Origin of the sequence: Pseudarthrobacter chlorophenolicus A6, assembly GCF_000022025.1 — a bacterium.
GTDB lineage: Bacteria > Actinomycetota > Actinomycetes > Actinomycetales > Micrococcaceae > Arthrobacter > Arthrobacter chlorophenolicus.
In genome coordinates, this window is record NC_011886.1 from 2,897,509 (window position 1) to 2,918,040 (window position 20,532).

16 protein-coding genes are annotated in these 20,532 nt (G+C 67.0%); 4 read left to right on the forward strand and 12 right to left on the reverse strand.

The window, feature by feature from the left end:
• Positions 1 to 32: 32 nt before the first annotated feature.
• The 6 genes from guaA to ACHL_RS13040 all read right to left on the reverse strand — a co-directional run bounded on the left by guaA (position 33) and on the right by ACHL_RS13040 (position 6,697).
• Positions 33 to 1,622, reverse strand: a complete 1,590-nt coding sequence (gene guaA / locus ACHL_RS13015; protein ID WP_015937751.1) for a glutamine-hydrolyzing GMP synthase — start codon at positions 1,620 to 1,622, stop codon at positions 33 to 35.
• A 133-nt stretch (positions 1,623 to 1,755) separates the two neighbouring features.
• Complete coding sequence (locus ACHL_RS13020; RefSeq protein WP_015937752.1) at positions 1,756 to 2,259, reverse strand: DUF3817 domain-containing protein; 504 nt, start codon at positions 2,257 to 2,259, stop codon at positions 1,756 to 1,758.
• The gene (locus tag ACHL_RS13025; protein ID WP_015937753.1) at positions 2,256 to 3,116 is read right to left on the reverse strand and encodes an SURF1 family protein; all 861 of its coding nucleotides are present in this window, start codon (positions 3,114 to 3,116) and stop codon (positions 2,256 to 2,258) included. Before ACHL_RS13025 ends, ACHL_RS13020 begins: the two co-directional genes overlap by 4 nt.
• Positions 3,117 to 3,188: 72 nt before the next feature.
• Positions 3,189 to 3,677: a PTS sugar transporter subunit IIA gene (locus ACHL_RS13030; RefSeq protein ID WP_015937754.1), complete on the reverse strand. Its 489-nt coding sequence runs from the start codon at positions 3,675 to 3,677 to the stop codon at positions 3,189 to 3,191.
• Positions 3,678 to 3,716: 39 nt separating this feature from the next.
• Complete coding sequence (locus tag ACHL_RS13035) at positions 3,717 to 5,456, reverse strand: glycerol-3-phosphate dehydrogenase/oxidase (protein ID WP_015937755.1); 1,740 nt, start codon at positions 5,454 to 5,456, stop codon at positions 3,717 to 3,719.
• Between the two features lie 104 nt (positions 5,457 to 5,560).
• Positions 5,561 to 6,697: a GuaB3 family IMP dehydrogenase-related protein gene (locus tag ACHL_RS13040; protein ID WP_015937756.1), complete on the reverse strand. Its 1,137-nt coding sequence runs from the start codon at positions 6,695 to 6,697 to the stop codon at positions 5,561 to 5,563.
• 173 nt (positions 6,698 to 6,870) lie between these two features.
• On the opposite strand from ACHL_RS13040, the gene ACHL_RS13045 reads away from it, so the two are divergent.
• Genes ACHL_RS13045 through ACHL_RS13060 form a run of 4 tightly spaced genes read left to right on the forward strand, consistent with a single transcriptional unit; the run spans position 6,871 to position 9,710 of the window.
• Positions 6,871 to 7,764 carry a WXG100 family type VII secretion target gene (locus ACHL_RS13045; RefSeq protein ID WP_015937757.1) on the forward strand — a complete coding sequence of 298 codons (894 nt, stop codon included), beginning with the start codon at positions 6,871 to 6,873 and terminating at the stop codon, positions 7,762 to 7,764.
• Between the two features lie 52 nt (positions 7,765 to 7,816).
• Entirely contained in the window at positions 7,817 to 8,449 is a 633-nt protein-coding gene (locus ACHL_RS13050) for a hypothetical protein (protein WP_015937758.1), read from the forward strand.
• A complete protein-coding gene (locus ACHL_RS13055; protein ID WP_015937759.1) occupies positions 8,446 to 9,087 on the forward strand; it encodes a hypothetical protein in 642 nt (213 codons plus the stop codon). Before ACHL_RS13050 ends, ACHL_RS13055 begins: the two co-directional genes overlap by 4 nt.
• A 17-nt stretch (positions 9,088 to 9,104) precedes the next feature.
• On the forward strand, positions 9,105 to 9,710 hold the full coding sequence (locus ACHL_RS13060) for a hypothetical protein (protein WP_015937760.1): 606 nt from the start codon (positions 9,105 to 9,107) through the stop codon (positions 9,708 to 9,710).
• Here ACHL_RS13060 and ACHL_RS13065 read toward each other — a convergent pair.
• From ACHL_RS13065 to ACHL_RS13090, 6 genes are all read right to left on the reverse strand, one after another.
• The gene (locus ACHL_RS13065; RefSeq protein ID WP_015937761.1) at positions 9,707 to 11,566 is read right to left on the reverse strand and encodes an ABC transporter ATP-binding protein; all 1,860 of its coding nucleotides are present in this window, start codon (positions 11,564 to 11,566) and stop codon (positions 9,707 to 9,709) included. The genes ACHL_RS13060 and ACHL_RS13065 overlap by 4 nt on opposite strands.
• A gap of 88 nt (positions 11,567 to 11,654) precedes the next feature.
• Positions 11,655 to 13,166: an IMP dehydrogenase gene (gene guaB / locus ACHL_RS13070; protein ID WP_015937762.1), complete on the reverse strand. Its 1,512-nt coding sequence runs from the start codon at positions 13,164 to 13,166 to the stop codon at positions 11,655 to 11,657.
• 247 nt (positions 13,167 to 13,413) lie between these two features.
• Positions 13,414 to 15,477 carry an acyltransferase family protein gene (locus tag ACHL_RS13075; protein ID WP_043794063.1) on the reverse strand — a complete coding sequence of 688 codons (2,064 nt, stop codon included), beginning with the start codon at positions 15,475 to 15,477 and terminating at the stop codon, positions 13,414 to 13,416.
• Entirely contained in the window at positions 15,474 to 17,537 is a 2,064-nt protein-coding gene (locus ACHL_RS13080) for an acyltransferase family protein (protein WP_043794066.1), read from the reverse strand. The genes ACHL_RS13075 and ACHL_RS13080 overlap by 4 nt, the downstream gene beginning before the upstream one ends.
• A gap of 36 nt (positions 17,538 to 17,573) precedes the next feature.
• The gene (locus ACHL_RS13085; RefSeq protein ID WP_015937765.1) at positions 17,574 to 18,710 is read right to left on the reverse strand and encodes a flavin-containing monooxygenase; all 1,137 of its coding nucleotides are present in this window, start codon (positions 18,708 to 18,710) and stop codon (positions 17,574 to 17,576) included.
• A gap of 90 nt (positions 18,711 to 18,800) precedes the next feature.
• Positions 18,801 to 20,459, reverse strand: coding sequence for a response regulator transcription factor (locus ACHL_RS13090; RefSeq protein ID WP_015937766.1), 1,659 nt, complete (start codon positions 20,457 to 20,459; stop codon positions 18,801 to 18,803).
• Between the last annotated feature and the right edge of the window lie 73 nt (positions 20,460 to 20,532).

The window sequence follows — 20,532 nt, forward strand, 5'->3', positions numbered from 1 at the left end:
CTCCGTCAACGGAGGCCGGCCACTTCAGGATGCTATTCCCACTCGATGGTTCCCGGCGGCTTGCTGGTGACGTCCAGCACCACGCGGTTAACGCCGTCCACCTCATTGGTGATCCGGTTGGAGATCCGGGCCAGGAGGTCATAAGGCAGGCGTGACCAGTCGGCGGTCATGGCGTCCTCGGAAGAGACCGGGCGCAGGACGATGGGGTGGCCGTAGGTGCGGCCGTCTCCCATGACGCCGACGCTGCGGACATCTGCCAGCAGTACGACGGGCATCTGCCACACCTCGTTGTCCAGGCCGGCGGCGGTCAGCTCGGCGCGGGCGATGGCGTCGGCCTTGCGCAGCAGGTCCAGGCGCTCCTTCGTGACGTCGCCGACGATCCGGATACCCAGGCCCGGGCCCGGGAACGGCTGGCGTCCCACGATCTCCTGGGGCAGTCCCAGCTGGGCGCCCACGGCACGGACCTCATCCTTGAACAGGGCCCGCAGCGGCTCGACGAGCTCAAACTGCAGGTCCTCGGGGAGGCCGCCCACGTTGTGGTGGCTCTTGATGTTTGCTGCACCTTCGCCGCCGCCGGATTCGACGACGTCCGGGTACAGGGTGCCCTGGACCAGGAACTTGATCTTCTCACCGTGCGCGGCGGCCTCGGCGATGATGGCCAGTTCGGCTTCTTCGAAGGCGCGGATGAATTCGCGGCCGATGATCTTGCGCTTGGTTTCGGGATCGCTCACTCCGGCCAGTGCGGAGAGGAAGCGCTCCTGCTCGTTCGCGATGTAAAGCTTGACGCCGGTGGCGGCGACAAAGTCGCGTTCAACCTGCTCCGCTTCGCCTTCGCGGAGCAGGCCGTGGTCAACGAACACACACGTGAGCTGATCGCCCACGGCGCGCTGCACGAGGGCTGCTGCGACGGCGGAATCGACGCCGCCGGAGAGGCCGCAGATGACCCGGGCATCACCGATCTGGTTGCGGATGCGCTCAACCTGCTCTTCGAGGATGTTCCCCGTGGTCCAGTTGGGCTCGATCTTGGCGCCCTTGAAGAGGAAGTTTTCCAGCACCTGCTGGCCGTAGGCTGAGTGCTTGACCTCGGGGTGCCACTGCACGCCGTAGAGGCACTTTTCCTCGTTGGCGAAGGCTGCAACCTCGGCGCCGGCAGTGGTGGCCAGGACCTCAAAGCCCTCCGGAGCCGCGTGCACGGAGTCGCCGTGGCTCATCCAGGTGTTCTGGTGCTGGGGCATGCCCTCGAGCACGGAACGCCCTTCGCCCAGGATGGTGGTCTGGGTGGAGCCGTATTCCCGAAGGCCGGTCTTGTCCACCTTGCCGCCCAGTGCGTTGGCCATGGCCTGGAAGCCGTAGCAGATGCCAAAGACGGGGATGCCGGCTTCGAAGAGATCGGCACCCACGCTGGGGGCGCCGTCGGCATAAACGCTGGAAGGTCCGCCGGAAAGGATGATCGCGGCGGGGTTCTTGGCGAGGAGCTGTTCGGTGGTGTAAGTATGCGGAACCACTTCCGAATACACATTCGCTTCCCTGACGCGGCGGGCAATCAGCTGCGCGTACTGGGCTCCATAGTCAACAACCAGCACCGGCTTCTGGGAAGTCTGGGATGCAGTGGGAGTAGTCACCGTAATAGCCTACGTTGCGGCGTTGCACCGGCGCACCTTGAGACGCCGCGCTGTGACGGAGCAAACGTCCGACGGCGATTGGCGGGCACGGCTTTGGGGCGCAGGCAGCGCCGGGGTTCTGTGCTGGCGGGTTTCAGTACCGCTGCGGCGCCTGCGGGTTCGCGGCGAGCTCAGCTTCCACGTCGGCATGGAACTTCTTCTCGACGATGAAGGAGAGGAACGGGACCACGCCGCCCAGGGCCAGCAGGATCAGCTTGAGGAACGGCCAGCGCATCAGGGACCAGAGCCGGAAGTTCGAAATCAGGTACACCACGTACATCCAGCCGTGGACAATCAGCACCGTGATGGACAGGTTCACGCCGTTGAGGACTCCCGGCGGTTCCGCCTCGGCAAAACCAAAGCCGAAGGGCTGGCCGGTGGCGGCATCGGTGCCGCCGGCGAAGAGGTACTGCCCGAAGCCGTACCGTGCCACGAGCTCGGCACACAGGAGCAACAGCATGGCGCCGGTCAGGTAGGCCAGCACCTTGTAGAACTTCAGGGCTGACCGGATCTGCGCCTCGGTGCCGCCGAACCGGCGCTTCCTGGGGGCGGCCTTGCCTGCCGTGTCGTTTCCGGTGGCCGGTTTCGGATCAATCATGGCTGTACCTTTTGCTCGGTGTGTTCAGGCTGCCGGGTGGCCCCTGGCTGCTGTTCTGGTTCATGCGGTTCGGCGTGGTCAAGTGCGTCTTCGAGGTCCCGGTGGTAGTCATCCTTGACCAGGCGCCACCAGATGAAGAATGCAAACCCGGCGAAGACCACCCACTCCAGGGAGTAGAAGAGGTTGAGCCAGTTGATCTGCTGCGCGGGCGGCTGCGGGCCGATCTCCAGCGGCAGGAGGTTTCCCGGGACGGCGGCGGCGCTGACGTCCGCTCCTCCGGCAACCTCGGCGGTGGCGGCCACGAAGCCCGGGTAGCTGCTGATTTCCCAGTCGTTGATAAGTTCAGCCACGGAAACCGCTGTGGCTTCGCCGGGGTTGGCCGCTTTTCCGGCCACGGGTGCTTCGGAGGGCAGGAGGCGTCCGGTTACCTGGACGGGGCCCGACGGCGGCGCGGTCGCCTCATCGGCGTCGGCCACCCATCCGCGGGCTACCGGGATCCAGGTCCGGGGGGACGCAGCGGAACCGGTCAGGGTGGGTGCGCCGTCCACGGCGAAAGCGGAGACAACCCAGTAGCCGGTCTTCCCGTCGTGCAGGCGGCCGGGGACCAGGACCTGCTTGGCGGGATCATAGGTTCCGGTGGCACTGACCATCTGGTCGGCGTCGGACCCGTGGAAGAACTCGCCCGGCTGGAGGGTGTCCGTCAGCGGCTGGACCTTCTCGGTATCCGGGTTGACCGGCATTTCCGGGCTGGTGGAGCGGCCGAACTGCCACTGGCTCAGCAGCACGAAGACCCCGGACACGGCGATCGCAAAGATGAATCCCGCAATCCATCGGGGCTTAAGGGCTGTTTTCCACACGTCTTAACCGTACTTCGTAGTTCTGTAGAACAACTAAACGCCGGAGCTGCGGGCGCACCCGCAGACCTCCGGTCAGTGGTCGAAGAACACCAGGCTGGAGTTGATGAGTTCAGCGATCACTTCGGCGTCGTAGGCCCGGCGCAGCGATTCACGGAACGATTCCTTGGACAGCGACCGCGCCAGCGTAGCCAGGACCTCCAGGTGGTCCGAGAAGGAACTGGCGGGGGTGGCGATGAGCAGGATCACGGTGGCGGGACCGTCGGCGGCGCCGAAGTCCAGGGCATGGCCGTACTTGGTGATGCCCACGGCAATGGAGGTGCGGGCAACGAACTCGCTGCGGGCATGCGGCAGGCCGATGCCGCCCGGGAGTCCGGTGGCGAGTTGGTGTTCCCTGGCATTGACGTGCCGGAGGAACCCGTCGAGGTCGGACACCCGCCCGGCAGCGAACAGCCGCTCCGACAGCTGGGCGGCGGCGTCGTCCTTGTCCGTGGCCTCCAGCTCCAGGATGACCATGTCCGGGGTGGTAAGTTCGGCGTCGTACGGGTCAAGCGGTTCCGCCAAGGCGTGTCCCTTCAGTCAGCAGCGCCGGCCATCCTCCCCTCAGCGCAAGGGCACGATGTCTTCCACGCCCAGGCGGGCGGCGTCTGCGGATTCGTCATCCGGCTGTTCCTGGCTGAGCCGTTCGGCCTCAACCCGGGCAATGTAGTGCCGGACTTCATTTTCGCGCTGAGCGTCGCTCCAGCCGAGGACGTCACCCATCAGTTTAGCGACAACCGGAACAGCGGACACGCCGCGGTCCCACGCCTCGATGGAGATGCGCGTCCGCCGGGTCAGGACGTCGTGGACGTGCCGGGCACCTTCGTGGGTGGCTGCGTAGACCGCTTCGGCCTGCAGGTAGTCGTCCGCTCCCGGCAGGGGCTCGGCCAGTTCCGGATTCTCAGCAATCAGGGCAAGTACTTCCGGGGTCATGGAGCCGTAGCGGTTCAGCAGGTGCTCGATGCGGGCCACGTGGACGCCGCTTTCTTCGGCCGTCCGGTTGCGGCGGTTCCAGGCTGCCCGGAATCCGCTGGCGCCCAGCAGCGGGATGGTCTCGGTGCAGCTCGGCGGCACCCGTTCGTCCATGGTGCGGGTGGCCTCGTCCACGGCGTCCTTGGCCATCACACGGTAAGTGGTCCATTTGCCGCCGGCCACTACCACCAACCCCGGCACGGGGTGGGCCACGACGTGCTCGCGGGAGAGCTTCGCGGTGGAGTCGTTCTCGCCGGCCAGCAGGGGCCGGAGCCCGGCGTACACGCCTTCAACGTCCTCACGGGTCAGCGGCCGCTTCAGGACCTTGTTGACGTGCTCGAGGATGTAGTCGATGTCCTTGCTGCTCGCAGCGGGGTGGGCCTTGTCCAGGTGCCAGTCCGTGTCAGTGGTGCCGATGATCCAGTGCCTGCCCCAGGGGATGACGAACAGCACGGATTTCTCGGTGCGCAGGATCAGTCCGACAGTGGACTGGAAGCGGTCCCTCGGCACCACCAGGTGGATGCCCTTGGACGCGCGGACCTTCAGCTGCCCGCGGTCCGTGACCATGGCCTGCGTTTCGTCGGTCCAGACGCCGGTGGCGTTGATGACCTGCTTGGCACGGACGTTGAACCGGGAGCCGTCCTCACGGTTTTCCACTTTGGCGCCCACCACCCGCTCGCCTTCGCGGAGGAAGTCCACCACCGCCATCCGGTTGACGGCATGGGCCCCGTAATGGGCAGCGGTGCGGACCAGGTTGGCAACGTACTTGGCGTCATCCACCTGCCCGTCGTAGTAACGGATGGAGCCCACGAACGCGTCGTCCTTCAGGCTCGGCGCGGCCCGCAGGGTGCCGCGCCTGGACAGGTGCTTGTGGAAGGGGACGCCGCGGCTGTGGCCGCTGGAGACGGACATGGCGTCGTAGAGGGCGATGCCCGCTCCCACGTAGGGCCGTTCCACGAAGGGTTTGGTCAGCGGGTAGAGGAAGGGCACGGGCCGGGCCAGGTGGGGCGCCAGTTCGGAGAGCAGCAGCCCGCGTTCCTGCAGGGCCTCCTTGACCAGAGCGAAGTCCAGCATCTCCAAGTAGCGGAGGCCGCCGTGGATGAGCTTGGATGACCGGGAGGACGTTCCGGCTGCCCAGTCGCTGGCCTCAACGATGCCCACGCTCAGGCCGCGGGTGACGGCGTCCAGCGCGGCACCGGTTCCCACGATCCCGCCGCCAACAATCAGGATGTCCAGCTCCTGGCCGGGTTCGGTCGTGGCTCGCAGCCGCTGGATGGATGCTTCCCTGGCTTCCGGGCCCAGGGCCCCGCCGCCTGCAGGATCAGTCTTCATTGAACGCCTCCAGTGCCTCAAGTGCCGGTAGTAGAACTACCCTACTTGCTTGGGGCACACTTGGGCAGGGCGTCCGCTGGGGCGCCCTGCCGGAGTGCGTGGCGTCAGTTTCCTTCGTAGGGGGAAACCACGACGTCGACCCGCTGGAATTCCTTCAGGTCCGAGTAGCCGGTGGTCGCCATGGAGCGGCGCAGCGCACCGATCAGGTTGGACGTTCCGTTGGTGTGGTGGCCGGGTCCGAAAAGGACTTCCTCCATGGGTCCAACGGTTCCCACGTTGGCCCGGTCCCCGCGCGGGAGTTCGAGGTGGTGGGCTTCCTGGCCCCAGTGCCAGCCCTTGCCCGGCGCTTCTTCGGCGCGGGCCAGCGCACTGCCCAGCATGACGGCGTCGGCGCCCATGGCGATGGCCTTGACCATATCGCCGGAGGTGCCCATGCCGCCGTCGGCAATGACGTGTACGTACCGGCCGCCGGACTCGTCCATGTAGTCGCGGCGGGCGGCGGCGACGTCGGAAATCGCCGACGCCATGGGCGCGTGGATGCCCAGCGCGCGGCGGGTGGTGGTGGTTGCCCCGCCGCCGAAGCCCACCAGGACACCTGCGGCGCCGGTGCGCATGAGGTGCAGGGCCGGAGTGTAGCCTGCGGCCCCGCCGACGATCACGGGGACATCGAGCTCGTAGATGAACTGCTTGAGGTTCAGCGGTTCGTGGTCCTTGGAGACGTGCTCGGCGGACACCGTGGTGCCGCGGATCACAAAGATGTCGACGCCGGCAGCCAAAACGGTCTTGTAGTGCTCCTGGGTGCGCTGCGGCGTGAGGGCGCCGGCAACGGTGACGCCGGCTTCACGGATTTCGGCCAGGCGGGAGGTGATGAGTTCAGGCTGGATAGGGGCCTTGTAGAGCTCCTGCATCCGCCCGGTGACAGCGGGACTGTTGGTCTCGTCCTCCAGGGCACTGATCTCATCCAGGACCGCCTGCGGATCCTCGTACCGGGTCCAAAGGCCCTCGAGGTCGAGCACGCCCAGGCCGCCCAGCTTGCCGAGTGCAATGGCGGTCTGCGGGGACATGGCTGAATCCATGGGGGCGGCGATGACCGGCATGCTGAACTGGTAGGCGTCGATCTGCCACGAGACCGAGACGTCCTTGGGGTCACGGGTGCGACGGTTGGGGACAACAGCTATGTCATCCAGGGAGTAGGCACGACGCCCACGCTTGCCACGGCCAATCTCGATCTCGTAAGTCACTGCTCTAGGTTATCCCAGCAGGTTCGGTGGCTCCGCCCGGCCCGGACCCCGCGCGGACAAACAGGAACCCCGGATGGGCAGCGCTGCCCATGGCGGCATCGTGGACCAAGCACGTAGCCTAGGGCCGGGGGCTCGGTGAACGCTCCCGTGCCCAGCTTCCGAGGAGAACCACCATGGCCCCTGGCCTCTATGGCGCCGACATCGAACAATTGCGGTCCTTGTCCAAATCCATGGACCGTTCCGGTTCACGCCTGATGGATACCGAACGCCAGATCACCAGCCTGGTATCGGCTATCGATTGGAAGGGAAACGACGGCGGCCGCTTCCGCCGTGAGTGGAGCGACACGTGGCGCCCCATGATGAAACAGACGTCGCAATCCCTTCTTGACGCCTCCAAGACCCTCCTCACGCAGGCTGATGAGCAGGAGAACGCCAGCACGGGCGGTTCGTCCGGTGGTCCCGGTGCGTCGGGTCCGGGCACCACGGGCCCGGCCGCGGCCGGGACAAATCCCCTGGACGGTGTGCTCGGCGTCGCGGCGAGTCCTGGCTGGTGGGGCGCCAACGCCGCGGTGACCGGTGCGGGGCTGTATGCGGACAACCTGCTGGCCACCATGGCCAACGGCGGACTCCTCACGAAGCTCACCAACTGGCCCTGGCTCAGCGCCCAGTACGCCCAGGTTCCGGGAGTGGGCTATGTACGCGGAACACAGCTCCTCAACGGGACGTCCATGCTTGGCCGGCTTTCCGGTGGCCTGGGAATCGTCACCGGCGGGCTCCAGTTCGCACAGGGCCTTGAGAGCGGCAACACCGGGATGGCGATCGACGGCGGCATCTCCACGGTGCTCGCGGCGGGAAGCTTCATTCCGGGGGCCGGCCCGTTCTTCGCCGTGGCCGGGATCGCGTGGGGCGGCATGGGACTGCTTGCCTCGCACCTGGGCTATGGATCGGCTTCCGAGATGGTGGCAGACGCCGCCAAAAAGACCGCGGATGCGGTGGCCGACGTCGCGAAGAATACCGTCGATGCCGTGGCCGACGGCGCCAAGAAAGTGTGGGGCTGGCTGACCTGACACCCGGCTTCCCTAGAATAAGTACCGAGACCCGTCGAACCCTAAGGCTGCTGTGACCACTCAAGAAGACGCACCCCTGCCCATCACCGAACACGAACTCATCGCGCTGATCGCCCTGGCGGGAACCAAGGGTGCGCTCAAGTGCCAAACCCTCTTCAGGCTCGACCACGCCGCAGGCGCACCGCTTGAACAGGCAGGCGTTGCCACCCTCCTGGAACGCGGGCTCATGACCATCGAGGGCGAGGGCCTGGTGCCGGCCGGTCCTGCAACGAGTGTTGCCGGCGTCCTGGCGGACTCCGATGCCTGGCTGGAGGTTGCCCTGGTCACCCCCAAGGCAGAGCACGTGTATTTCCTTTTCGGTTCGGAAAACGGGGCTTTGGTCCTCAGCCTCAGCAAATATGGCGTGCACGAGCTGCGGCCCCTGACCAATGCCGACGGAATGTTCACTACCGCGGTGGAAATGGTGACGTTCTACCTTGGGACCGCGCCGGACGGCCGCCCCGCGGCTGGGACGGTCCGCAGGCATCTTGCGGACGGCACCTTCCACGCCGTGCACGTCAAGGCTGAGGCCGACGGTTCCCTGGAGATCGTCACCGGGGACGATGCCACCCCCTCCCCCGCGCCGCTGCAATCGCAGGACCTTGAAGACCGGCTGCGCCAGGGGCTGGGCCTGCTGCCGGCATGACACATCACCGTCCTTTCCCGGCCGGCGCGCCGGTGCACCCGCTCGATCACTGGCTGTCCCCCGAGCTGGCCAGGGTCAGCCCGCCGAATGCTCCGTCCAGGCTCCGGCAGCTGGCGGACGCCCAGGGCACCATGGCTGCCGGCTGGAGCAGCGCGATCGCGGGCGGCCCCGTCCTGGTCCTGGCTGGGGCGTTCTTCTCCGCTGTGTCAGGAAATCCCGCTGCGGTGCTTGTCCTCGGTCCGCTGGGGGCAGCGCTCATGCTGCTGGGTGTGGTGTCGTGGAAGCGCGTGCGTGCCTCCCTGCCGAATACGGACAGGACCCTCATCAGCCGTGGCCCGGGGTCTGCGCGCGGCGGCATCGTCATGGTCGCCGTACTGGCGGTCGCCCTGGGTGGGATTTTGGCCCTGTACCTGCCTTCGGCGGCGGCCAAAGGCACAGCCACAACACTGGTGGGTGCCTTCGTGCTGATCCTGGCCCTCCTGGTTGCGTGCATCGTGGTCCCGTCAACGGTCTTGGGCCGGGCACGGCAGTCCTTCCGGTTGCGGGTGCAGGCCAACCCCGGCCTTCGCCGGGCCGTGGAAGAGGATCTGGCCGTGTGGCGGGATCCCCACGGCAATGCGGGCTACGGCCCGCTCTGACGCGGAACGGTGGTGTGATGGGCGCTCCCTGGGCCTTTGACGGGCATATCGCGGGCATTGGCACCGCATCAGGCCTGCGCGCGGTGATCGGCATCTGGCAGCAGTCTCCGTTCGGAACGTTTTCCGACGTCATGGTCCAGCAGCCCTCAGGGCACAGGCTGCTGTTGGCACCCACCGAAGCCATCGCGGAGTTCATCTCCGCCACATACTGCTTTGACGAGGTGCAGGTGGTTGACGTCCGCGCAGACCTGGCGGACCGCTCGTTGTCGGTCGACGCCGGCCCGCTGGCAGTCCGGGCGGTCACCGGGGGCAGGACACCCTTGGGTTATGCCCTGGCGGTGCTGCCCCGCCGGCTGGCTGTGCATCCCCGCTGGCTCAGCATTGTCAGCCCCCTTGCGTCTTTGGTTGCTCCGGGCGCCCGTACCTCCGGAACAGCCGGCAGCGGCAGGCTGGAGTACTACGGGGTGAGCGACCTCCACCAGGTCAGCTCCGCCGTCGTCAGCTGGGATGGGGCCGACGCCGGTGCTCTCGCTCCGGTGGTGCCGCCTGTGACCTTCGGATTCAGCAGCGTGCCGCCCCGCCCCAGCCTCGCCCGCGTACGCACCACCGTGACTGAAGGCTAGGCGCCCGTGGAGTCCTCAACGGTGAGCTGCGATTCGAACATCCGGAAGTAGCGGCCGCGGAGGGCCACCAGTTCCTTGTGGGTTCCCTGCTCCACCACCTGCCCGTCCTCCAGCATGTAGACCACGTCCGCCTTCTCGATAGTGGCGAGCCGGTGGCTGATGGCAATGATGGTGCTGCTGCGATCCGCGAAAAGCCTGGTGAAGATCCGGTGCTCGGCAAGGGCATCGATGGCCGACGTTGGTTCGTCCATCACCATGAAAGCTGCGTCACGGTAGAAGTTGCGGGCCATGGCCAGCCGCTGCCATTGGCCTCCGGACAGGCCGCTCCCCTTACGGCCGCGCGGGTCCTCCATCCAGTTGCTGACATGGTTCTCCAGGCCGTTGGGAAGCTTGTTGATGAAGTCCAGCGCCTCCGCGTCTGCCGCCGAGCGGCGGATCCTGGCGTCGTCCCGGGGACTCTGCACATCCCCGAAGTAGATGTTCTCCGCGGCGGTAGCGAACTCGTACTTGAGGAACTCCTGGCTGAGCACCGCCAGGTGCCGGTGCCATGACGTGACGTCCACCGCGGCGAGGTCGACGCCGTCGAGCATCACCTGCCCGGAATCCGGACGGTAGAGGCCGGCGAGGATGCGGATCAGCGTCGACTTGCCGGCGCCGTTCTCCCCCACGATGGCGATGTGCTGGCCCTCCCTGATGGTCATGCTGATGCCGCGGATCACCTCCACCTCGCTGCCCGTATAGGTGAAGCGGATGTCCCGGAGTTCCACCTCGCGGGGAGCGGCCGTCAGCGGCGGGGCGTGCCCGGAGTGCACGGGCAGGTCCATGAACAGTTCGTAGTCCTTCAGGTTGGCAAGGTCTTCATCGATGGAGCTGAGCGAGGAGACAAGGTTGTTGGCCGTGGACAGGGCCCGGCTGACGATCTGCTGCACGTAGAGGAACTGGCCCACGGGCTGGGCATGCGCAATGATCTGGCCTACCACCCAGATCAGCGACACCACCTCCGCACCGTATTGGAGGGCGTCGGCGGCCAGTTGGCGGGGAATGTAGCGCCGCTGGTAATCGAGCCGGCGCCGCTCGTCCGCGTCCCTCAGCCGGGACCTCAGGTCCATCAGGAAGCCGACGACGCCGTAGAGCCGCATCTCGGCAATGTGCTGGGGGCGGAGGAGGTTGGTCTCAATCATCCGCCGCTGCCGCCGGGAATCCACCTGGGTGTTCCAGTGCGCTATCTGTTCACGGGACAGCTTGAACTGCAGGTAGACACTGGGGATGATGGCCACCAGGACGATCACGGCGATCCACCAGCTGACCAGCAGCAGTGCCCCCACCGCCAGGATGACGGAGACCAGCTGCGTGAAGATCGCCGCGATGCGGTCCAGGACCCGGGCGTAGGAATCCGAGAAGCGCTTGGCCCGGTCGTAGAGATCGACCGTTTCCTTGTCGTCGTAGCGCCAGAACTCCAGCGCCAGGAACCGTTCGTACATCTGGTCACCTACGATGGCGCCCACCTTGAAACTCATGAGCTGCTGGATGTAGCGGTCCACACTGGTGAAGGCACCCCAGAACAGTCCGAGCACCGCAGTGATGACCACGTAGACGATGGCCATCTGTCCCGCGCCGGCGTCGCCCGCGTACGCCGCCGCCAGGGCTGTGGTGGTGAGGGCCGCGAAATAGGTGGTGACGAGCGGGAGGACAGCGGAGATGAGTGAGCCAAGCACCTTCATGACCACGGCCCCTGGGGACGCCCGGAAGCTCACCCTCAGGACCTGGGCCACCGCGCGGGCATACGGCCGCAGGGCCAGCCTGCGTGCGGGCTCGCGTTTGGGGCTTAGTTCGGCCGGATGGCGCGGTTGGGACATGCCATCAGCCTATTACCGCCGGAAGCAAGGACATTCAGGGCCAAAAAAGATGGGATGGGCAGGGCGCCCATCCCATCTTTCCCTGATGTCAGCGTGAACCGTAGTTCGGCGCCTCCACCGTCATCTGGATGTCGTGCGGGTGCGATTCCTTGAGGCCGGCCGGGGTGATCCGGACGAACTTGCCGCGGGCCTTGAGCTCGGGAATGGTGGGCGCGCCGGTGTAGAACATGGTCTGGCGCAGGCCGCCGACCAGCTGGTACGCCACGGAGGACAGCGGGCCGCGGTAGGCCACGCGTCCCTCGATGCCCTCGGGAATCAGCTTGTCATCGCCGGACACGTCGGCCTGGAAGTAGCGGTCCTTGGAGTAGGACGTGTTCTTGCCCCTGGACTGCATGGCGCCCAGGGAGCCCATGCCGCGGTAGGACTTGTACTGCTTGCCGTTGACAAAGATCAGGTCGCCCGGGGATTCGTCACAGCCGGCCAGGAGCGAGCCGAGCATGACGGTGTCAGCACCGGCCACGAGGGCCTTTCCGATGTCGCCCGAGTACTGCAGGCCGCCGTCGGCAATCAGCGGAACGCCGGCGGGAATGGCGGCCTTGGCGGATTCGTAGATGGCGGTGATCTGCGGAACGCCCACGCCGGCCACCACGCGGGTGGTGCAGATGGAGCCGGGACCCACGCCAACCTTGATGCCGTCAGCGCCGGCGTCAATGAGCGCCTGCGCGCCTTCGCGGGTGGCTGCCTGGCCGCCGATAACGTCCACGTGAGCCGCTACGGGGTCCGACTTGAGCCGACGGATCATGTCCAGGACACCCTGCGAGTGGCCGTTGGCCGTATCCACGAACAGTGCGTCAACGCCGGCGTCGATCAGCGTCATGGCACGCTCCCAGCCGTCCCCAAAGAAACCGATGGCTGCGCCGACGCGGAGGCGGCCTTCATCGTCCTTCGTGGCCAGGGGGTACTGCTCGGCCTTGGTGAAGTCCTTGGTGGTGATCAGGCCCTTCAGCCGGCCCTGCTCGTCAACGAGCGGGAGCTTCTCGATCTTGTTGGTGGCCAGCTTATGCGACGCTTCGTCGCGGCTGATGCCCACGTGCCCGGTGACCAGGGGCATTTTGGTCATGACGTCGCTGACAAGCCGCAGCGGGAAGTCGGACTCCGGCACGAAGCGGGTGTCGCGGTTGGTGACGATGCCCAGCAGGCGGTTCGCCTCATCCACCACGGGCAGGCCCGAGACGCGGTACTGTGCGCAGAGGTCATCCAGCTCGCGGAGGGTGGCCTCCGGGCGGATGGTCAGCGGGTTGGTGATCATGCCCGACTCGCTGCGCTTGACGCGGTCAACCTGGTCGGCCTGGTCGGCGATGGACAGGTTGCGGTGCACCACGCCCAGGCCGCCCTGACGGGCCATGGCGATGGCCATGCGGGACTCCGTCACGGTGTCCATTGCAGCGGACAGCAGCGGGGTCTGCACGGTGATCCGCTTGGAGATCCGGGAGGAAGTATCAGCGTCCGACGGGATGACGTCAGTGTGCCCGGGCAGGAGCAGGACGTCGTCGTAGGTCAGGCCGATGAGGCCAAAGGGGTTGTGTTCGGGCTCGGTCATGAGTGCGCCTCTTACCTTGGTTGCTGGGGGCGGGCAGGGGTTGCAGCCGATGACCAGCCCGTCATTACGGAACTGGCCTGTGCAGGACATGCCCCGGAAAGGCCGCTTGCGTCAGGCGGCCATCCGGAGCAGGAAGTGTTGAGTAAATATTAGAACCTTCACGCCAATCCCCCTATTCCAGCCGGACGATGTGAGCAACCGCACGCACGCGGCCCACACCCTGGCAGGCGGCCCGCAGGGGCCTGGCTCAGGTCCAGCCGGTGGCGGCCAGCAGCCGTTGTTCGAACATGGGAATCATGGACTCGGCGTAAGTCCTGCTCAAGTGGTTGTCGTCTTTGTACACATAGACATTTCCCACCACCGCGGGGCAGACCCCGCGGGCGCAGATGAAGTCGCTCATGTCCATCAGGTGCAGGCCGTCCACCTTGCCGCGGTAGTTTTCCAGCGGCGAAGGCTCCACAAGGGACTCCGCAAGGGGCGGATTGCATTCCGGAGCATCGGCACCATTTCGCTGTACACACTCGGGCATGTTGAACGTGAACCGGGGGTTATCGCGGATACCCAGGATTTCGATCCCCGCGTCAGCGAACGGGCGGACGCCGTCCAGGTAGCCGGGGACCTCCGTTTCGAACGGCGCTTCCTCGTGCGTCAGCGAGGCCACGGTGAAGACGGCATCGGGCCGGTGTTCCAGCACGTAGTCAGCGCTTGCCCTGTTGTAGGCGTTGCATTCGGCGGTCCTGGTGTCCGACTCGGCACCGAACCTGCAGGCAGGCATCAGCAGCGTGACCAGTTCCCAGCCTTTAGCCGCCGCGATGGGTGCCAGCGCCCCGAGGTACTGCTGCGAGTGGGAGTCACCCAGGACGACGATGCGCTTGGTGCCGCCGCCTTCGGGGATCTCCTGGCGGCACCCTTCGAGAATGGGATCGTCCGTGGCGTTGGACCCTGCGCAGGGGGTCTGGATACCGGCCCAGTCATTGTCCAGGGCTGAGGGCCCCGGGATGATCCTCGCGGCGGGCGCGGGGTCCGCTTCGATCCCCGGGGCGAGCGCTGCGGCGCCGGGCGTCAGTTCCCTCGGCTGGGCCGCCGTCGCGGCTTCTTCCGCGGTGATGAAGGTCTGCCAGACGGAAACGGGGCCTGCGAGGATGGCACCGCATGCGGCGATGACGACGGCGGTGCGCCAGGCCCGCAGTTTGGGCCAGTGCCAGTCCCGCAGCGGTTTCTCGACGAACCGGGTGGTGAGGACGGCCAGCAGGACGGACGCACCCACGATGCCCAGCCCCTGGATGAGGTTGGGGGCTTCGACGCCGGTGACCGCGAGCGCCAGGACCAGCACCGGCCAGTGCCACAGGTACAGGGCGTAGGAGTTGTCTCCCAGCGCCACGGCCGGCTTGCTGCTGAGCACGCGGTCCACGCCGTACCGGCTCCCGGTCTGTCCCGCCACGATGATCGCGGCTGCGGACAGGGTGGGCCACAGCGCCACGAAACCGGGGAAGGACCTGTCCACGGTCAGGAGGAGGCCGCACGACACCATTCCCACCAGGCCTGCCCAGCCCAGTACGACGCGCAGCGCCTTGCCGGGTTTGAGGTACGGCAGGGCGAGCGCCAGGAGGGAGCCCAGCGCGAACTCCCAAAGCCTGGCCCTGGTGTCGAAGTAGGCGTAGGCCTGGTTGCCGGCTGTTTGCTCAATGGAGTAGGCAAGGGACACGGCGAACACGGCGCCGAAGCCGATACCCAGGAGGCCACGGTAGGTCAATCCCGCGCAGGCCGGGAGGCGGCGCAGTGCAGCGAGGATACCGGCGGCGGCCGCGAAGAGGAGCGGCCAGAGGATGAAGACCTGGCCCTGGATGGACAGCGACCAGAAGTGTTGCAGCGGGCTGGCTCCGGCGTGGTCCTGGGCGTAGTAGTCCACGGCGGTGTCGGCCAGCAGCCAGTTCTGCCGGTACAGCAGGGAGGCCCAGGCCTGGTCCAGGATTTGCGGCCAGCGGCCCTGCGGCAGGATCAGCCAGGTGCCGGCCAGCACGCCGAGGATCACCACGACGGCGGCCGGCAGCAGGCGCTTGAAGAGGTGGAGCCAGTGGCCCAGCAACCCGAAAGGCCGCCCCGTTTCGGCTTTCCGGACGAAGGACAGCGTGAGGAGGAAGGCGGAGATCAGCAGGAAGATGTCCACCCCGCCGGAGACCCTGCCCAGCCAGACATGGTAGGTCACCACCATCAGTACGGCGAGGGCACGCAGCCCCTGGACCTCTGGCCTGAAGGAGGCGGTCCGGGCCTTGGCACCCGCTGCGGGCTGCATCTTCCCACTCGCTGTCATTTCCACCCCGTTGCTTCGAAGAAGCGCCTGCCAAACTCGTCCGCCATGCTTTCCGTGTATTCGGCGGTGAGGTGGTTGTCATCCAGGTACACGAAGATGTTTCCCACCACTCCCGGGCAGTCCGTTGCGGTGCAGATCCGGTCTGTGAGGTCCAGGACTGCCAGCCCGGGGAGGCTGTCCTTGAGTGCGGCCAGGGGATTCTCCGGTGCAAGGGCGTCCCGGACCGCCGGGCGGCAGGCCTGCGCGTCCGGGCCATCGGTCACTACACATTCGGCCATGTTGAACGTGAACCGGGGGTTGTCCCGGAGGGCCACCACATCGATGCCCTTGTCCATCCAGGGCCCCACCAGGTCCGCGAAGCCCGGCGTCAGTTCCTCAGCCGGGCTGGACGGCGCCGCAGCGGTGCCCAGCAGGATGATGGCGTCCGGCTGCTGCCGCTCGATCTCCTTCTGGACGGAAGCGTTGTAGGTCTCGCAATCGTCGCTGGCCGCCTTCCCGGCCGGGGCGACTTTGCAGGCGCCCTTCAGCATGGAGTAGAGGAGCCAGTTGTTTTGTGCAGCAATGGGCTTGACGGCCCCGGACCACTGCTGCGCATGGCTGTCTCCCAGCACCAGGACGCGCCGTGATGGATTACCCGATGGCTTCTGCTCAAAGCAGGTGTCCTTCACTGCCTGATCCTGCGGGGTGATGTCGCCCGTGCAGGGTCCGTCGAGGGAAACCCAGTTCTGGGGCAGGTCCGTGGCAGTCGGCAGCAGGGTGACGTCCCCGGCCGGCACGGTGCCGGTGAACGCCGGATCCAGCGCCCGCGAGCCCGGATTGTTCGCCACTTTCTGTTCCTGGGCCACCCGGCGCTCTGTGTCCAGCTGGTTGCGCCACAGCGCCAGGGGTGCCGCCGCCACGGAGACGGCCAGCATGATGGCCAGCACGGCACGGCGTTTCCTGGCCTCCGGCCACTTCCATTCCCGCCAGGGCTTTTCGATGTAACGGGTGGTCAGGTATGCGAGCGCGAGCGCCGAGACGATGATGACCGTGCCGGACAGCCAGCCCGCGTGTTCCTTGCCGGTCCAGGCCAGGGCGAGTACCAGCACCGGCCAGTGCCAGAGGTACAGCCCGTAGGAGATGTCTCCCAGTTTGACCAGGGGTTTGGAGCTGAGGATACGGTCCACACCGGCCGGGCTTTGCGTCTGGCCGGCCACAATGACGAATGCGGCCGCGACGGTTGGCCACAGTGCCGCCACGCCGGGGAACGCTGCCTGGACGTTGAGCAGGATGCCGCAGGCGAGCATGGCGATCACCCCCACCCAGCCCATGGCGATGCGCACGGCCCGGGACAGCCGCAGCCCGGGAAGGACAAGGGCTACCAGCGTGCCCAGCGCGAATTCCCAGAGCCGGGCGCCCGTGTCGAAGTACGCCTGGACCTGGTTGGTGGCCGTGAAGTAGATCGAATATGCCAGCGAGACGAGGAACACGAGGAAGAACACGTAGGCCAGCAGCGGCCGGTAGGAGAGCCTGAACCGGCGGGCCGCCCAGGCAGCCGCGAGGAAGATCAGCGGCCACAGGATAAACACCTGGCCCTGGATGGACAGCGACCAGAAGTGCTGCAGGGGGCTGGCAAGGCTGTGGTCGTTCGCGTAGTAGTCCACGGCCTGCGCCTGCAGAAGCCGGTTTTCCGAGTAGAACAGCGAAGCCCAGCCCTGGTCGATGAGGTCAAGCCACCGGGTCCGCGGCAGCACCAGGTAGGAGACGGCCAGGGTGGCGACGATAACGGTGACGGCGGCGGGAAGGAGCCTCCGGAACAGGTGCAGCCAGTGCTTGAACAGCGCAAAGGGCTCCCTGCGCTCGTGGCGCCCCACGAACTGGAAGGTCATCAGGAACGCGGAGATCAGCAGGAAGACGTCCACGCCCCCGGACACCCTTCCGAACCACACGTGGTAGGTCACCACCATGAGGACAGCGAGGGATCGAAGGCCCTGGATTTCGGGGCGGAACGACGACTTTCGGGACGCCTGCCGGCGGTCAGCGGCAGGCGCCGTCGCTCCCTTGGTCCACAGTGTTGGCACATTAAACCCTTCGGAGCGCGTAATCAACCGTCAAGTTTACCGGTAGGCGGCACTCCTTCCCGAATCCACAGCGTGTCGTGCGGGCAGCCTCCCGGCCAGATACCGGGCATCGCGGACGCTTCCGGTCACCGTGGCGGACGCCGCGGAATACTGGAAATTCCGGCCGAGATAGTAGAGGCCGGGAGTGTCCAGGGCTTCCCCGCGGTACTGCCGCTGCCCTCCCCCGGGGCCCGCCAGGGCGGGGTCAACCCAGTCCAGGTCCTCCCGGTATCCCGTACACCAGATGACGTTCGCGACGTCGGCGCGAGCCCCGTCTGCGAGGACAGGCAGGCCGTCTTCCACACCGGTGACTCTGGGAACGAACTGGACGCCGGCGGCAGCAAGGTCGCGGCGCTTGGTCCTGATCAGAGGTGCCCCGTGGGCTGTGAACTCCGGCGCAACCTTCCGTCCCACCGGGGTGCCCAGGCTCAGGACGTGCAGGCCGGCGAACCGGACCAGGGGAAGGATGAAGCGGGCTGTTGTCCGGCCGTGCTTGAAGGGCATTTCCTTGGGCGCATTCGCGGCAACAAGTGTTGCGTGGGTGCGGGCAACCTCTTTGGCTATTTCGGCTCCGGAGTTGCCCAGTCCCACCACCAGGACGGGGCCGTCCCGGAGCTGTGCGGGGTTCTTGTAGGCGCTGGAATGGAACTGCACGATTGAGGCCTTCAGTTCTGCGGCAAACGGCGGAACCTTGGGATGCCGTTCCGCGCCCGTGGCCAGGATGACGTTGCGGGCCTCCCAACGCTGCCCCTTCGCGGCGGCCACATAGCGGTCGCCTTCACGCCAGAGGCGTTCCACCCTGACTCCCGTCAGCACCGGAAGATCCAGGCCGGCCGCGTAGCCTTCCAGGTAGTCGGCCATGCTGTCCTTGCCGGGAAAGGACAAAGGATCTGCCGGGAAGGGAACTCCGGGAAGTCCGTTGTATTTTGCGGGGGTGAAGAGGCGCAGGGAATCCCAGCGCAACCTCCAGCTGTCACCGATTCTTTGGTTGGCATCGAGAATCAGGAATTGCCGGCCCTGGCGGGACAGATGGTGGCCGATCGCCAGCCCTGCCTGCCCGCCGCCGATCACCAGGGTGTCAAGCACGTCCGAAGCGCTGTTGGTACCTGCAGTACGGGTGGTGTTCTCGTTCATGTCCTGAGCCTATGGCCGCATTCGGCGCCGCCGCGTCGGTAAAAGTGTGTAATTTCGAGGGGCTCACGGCTGGGTATTCCTACCCAGCCATCAGCCCGCGAGCCCGTGTTCGAAGGCATAACGCGTGGCGGCTGTCCGCGACGTGAGACCCAGCTTGAGGAAGATGTTGCTGACATGGCGTGCCACCGTCTTTTCACTGAGGAAGAGCCCGACGGCGATCGCACGGTTTCCCTGTCCGGACGCCACCAGCTGCAGGACCTGTTCCTCACGCGGAGTGAGCGGGCCGGCACCCTTGCCACGGCCACGCGGCATCAGCGACGCAGCCCACGCAGCGGCGGGCGCTGCGCCAAGCCCGGTCAGCGCCTCGTGGGCTGCAGAGAGCTCCATGTCGGCCGACGTTTCGTCACCAAGCCCCAGGCAGGCCTGCCCGATGAGCACCCGGCACCGGGCGGCCTCGTAAGGCACGCCGAGGTCGGACCAGAGGCGCCATGCCCGCCGCAGGGCTGTGCAGGCCCCCAGAGGGTCTGCCTCCGCCAGCCTGACAGCGCCGTCGGCCTGGGCCGCGACGGCGCGCACCATGGGTGTGGCGGACCCCTCGGCGAAGCGGCCCAGTTCATCCGCTCCGCACCGGGCCGCCGCCACATCCGGAACTGCCAGTTCAATGTCCACCAGTGCAGGCAACAGGTGCCGGCGGATGGCGGCGTCCGCGGTTCCGGCCGCCCTGCGGATCATCGACTGCGCCTGCCGGAGCTCTCCGCGCTGGAGCAGCAGCAGGGCCAGCCCGGGTTGCGGCTCGTATCCGCTGTTGGCGGCGGCCCTGAAGGAGAGGCCGGCGGCATCCAGCTGGCCGCGAAGCCGCTGCACCTCGCCCCGCTGGTAGTGGGCTCCGAACAGCACCTCGGGGTCGTTGTTCGCAGCGCGCGCATCTGCCGTGGTGGCCGCGGCCAGCGCCTCGTCCCAGGCACCGTGCCAGCGGAAGAGTTCTGCCCGGTGGGCCTGGCACTGGCCGCTGAATGCCGCCATGTCCGGTTGATCGGCGCACCAGCGGTCCAGGGCTGCCGTCCATTCGAGCGCCCGGCCGAGGTCAAAGGCCAGCTGGCAGGAGGCAATAACGGCGCAGTAGGCGATCCCCGACGGTATGGCCGAAACTTCACCGGCAGTCACCGCAACCATGACCTCGTCGAAGATCTGCAGGCCCGCCTCGACCCGCCCCTGCCCCACGGCTGCCTGGCCGGTGCCGAGCAGGGCGAGGGCCATGAGGTCCCGGTCCTGGAAGGCCTGGCCGATGGCGGCCGCCCGGGCGAGCAGCTCAAGCGCTCCCCCGGGGTCACCCTGGTGCAGGCGGGCCAGGGACAGCGGTATCAGCAGGAACCCCTCGACGGCGTCGGGCTGCGGGATCTCTGCCACCAGCCGCTGCCCTCGGGCCAACCACCCGCCGGCGCGTTCGCCGTCGCCAAAGTGCATGAGGTGGACTGCCATCCAGCCCGCACAGCGGGCGGCTCCGGCAAGATCCCCTACCACCAGGTATTCCTCGTGGGCCCGGGTCAGCGACGCAAACCCTGCAGCGGCACTGCCGGTCAGGATTTCGGCCGTGGCCAGGCGCTCAAGGTCGGCAGCGGGAAGTCCGCCCGACTGGTCCGCTTCCCGCAGGGTTTGGAAGGCATCGGTCCAGCGCTGCTCGCGGAAGGCCGCACGGCCGCGGTCCAGGCCGCCGTCCAAACCACCATCCACTCCTGTTTCAGCCGACACCTGGCCTCCTTCCGGATACCCGCCGAGCCGGCCCGCCGCCGTCGTGCGCTGGTGAAACTGCGCCGACCGTTGT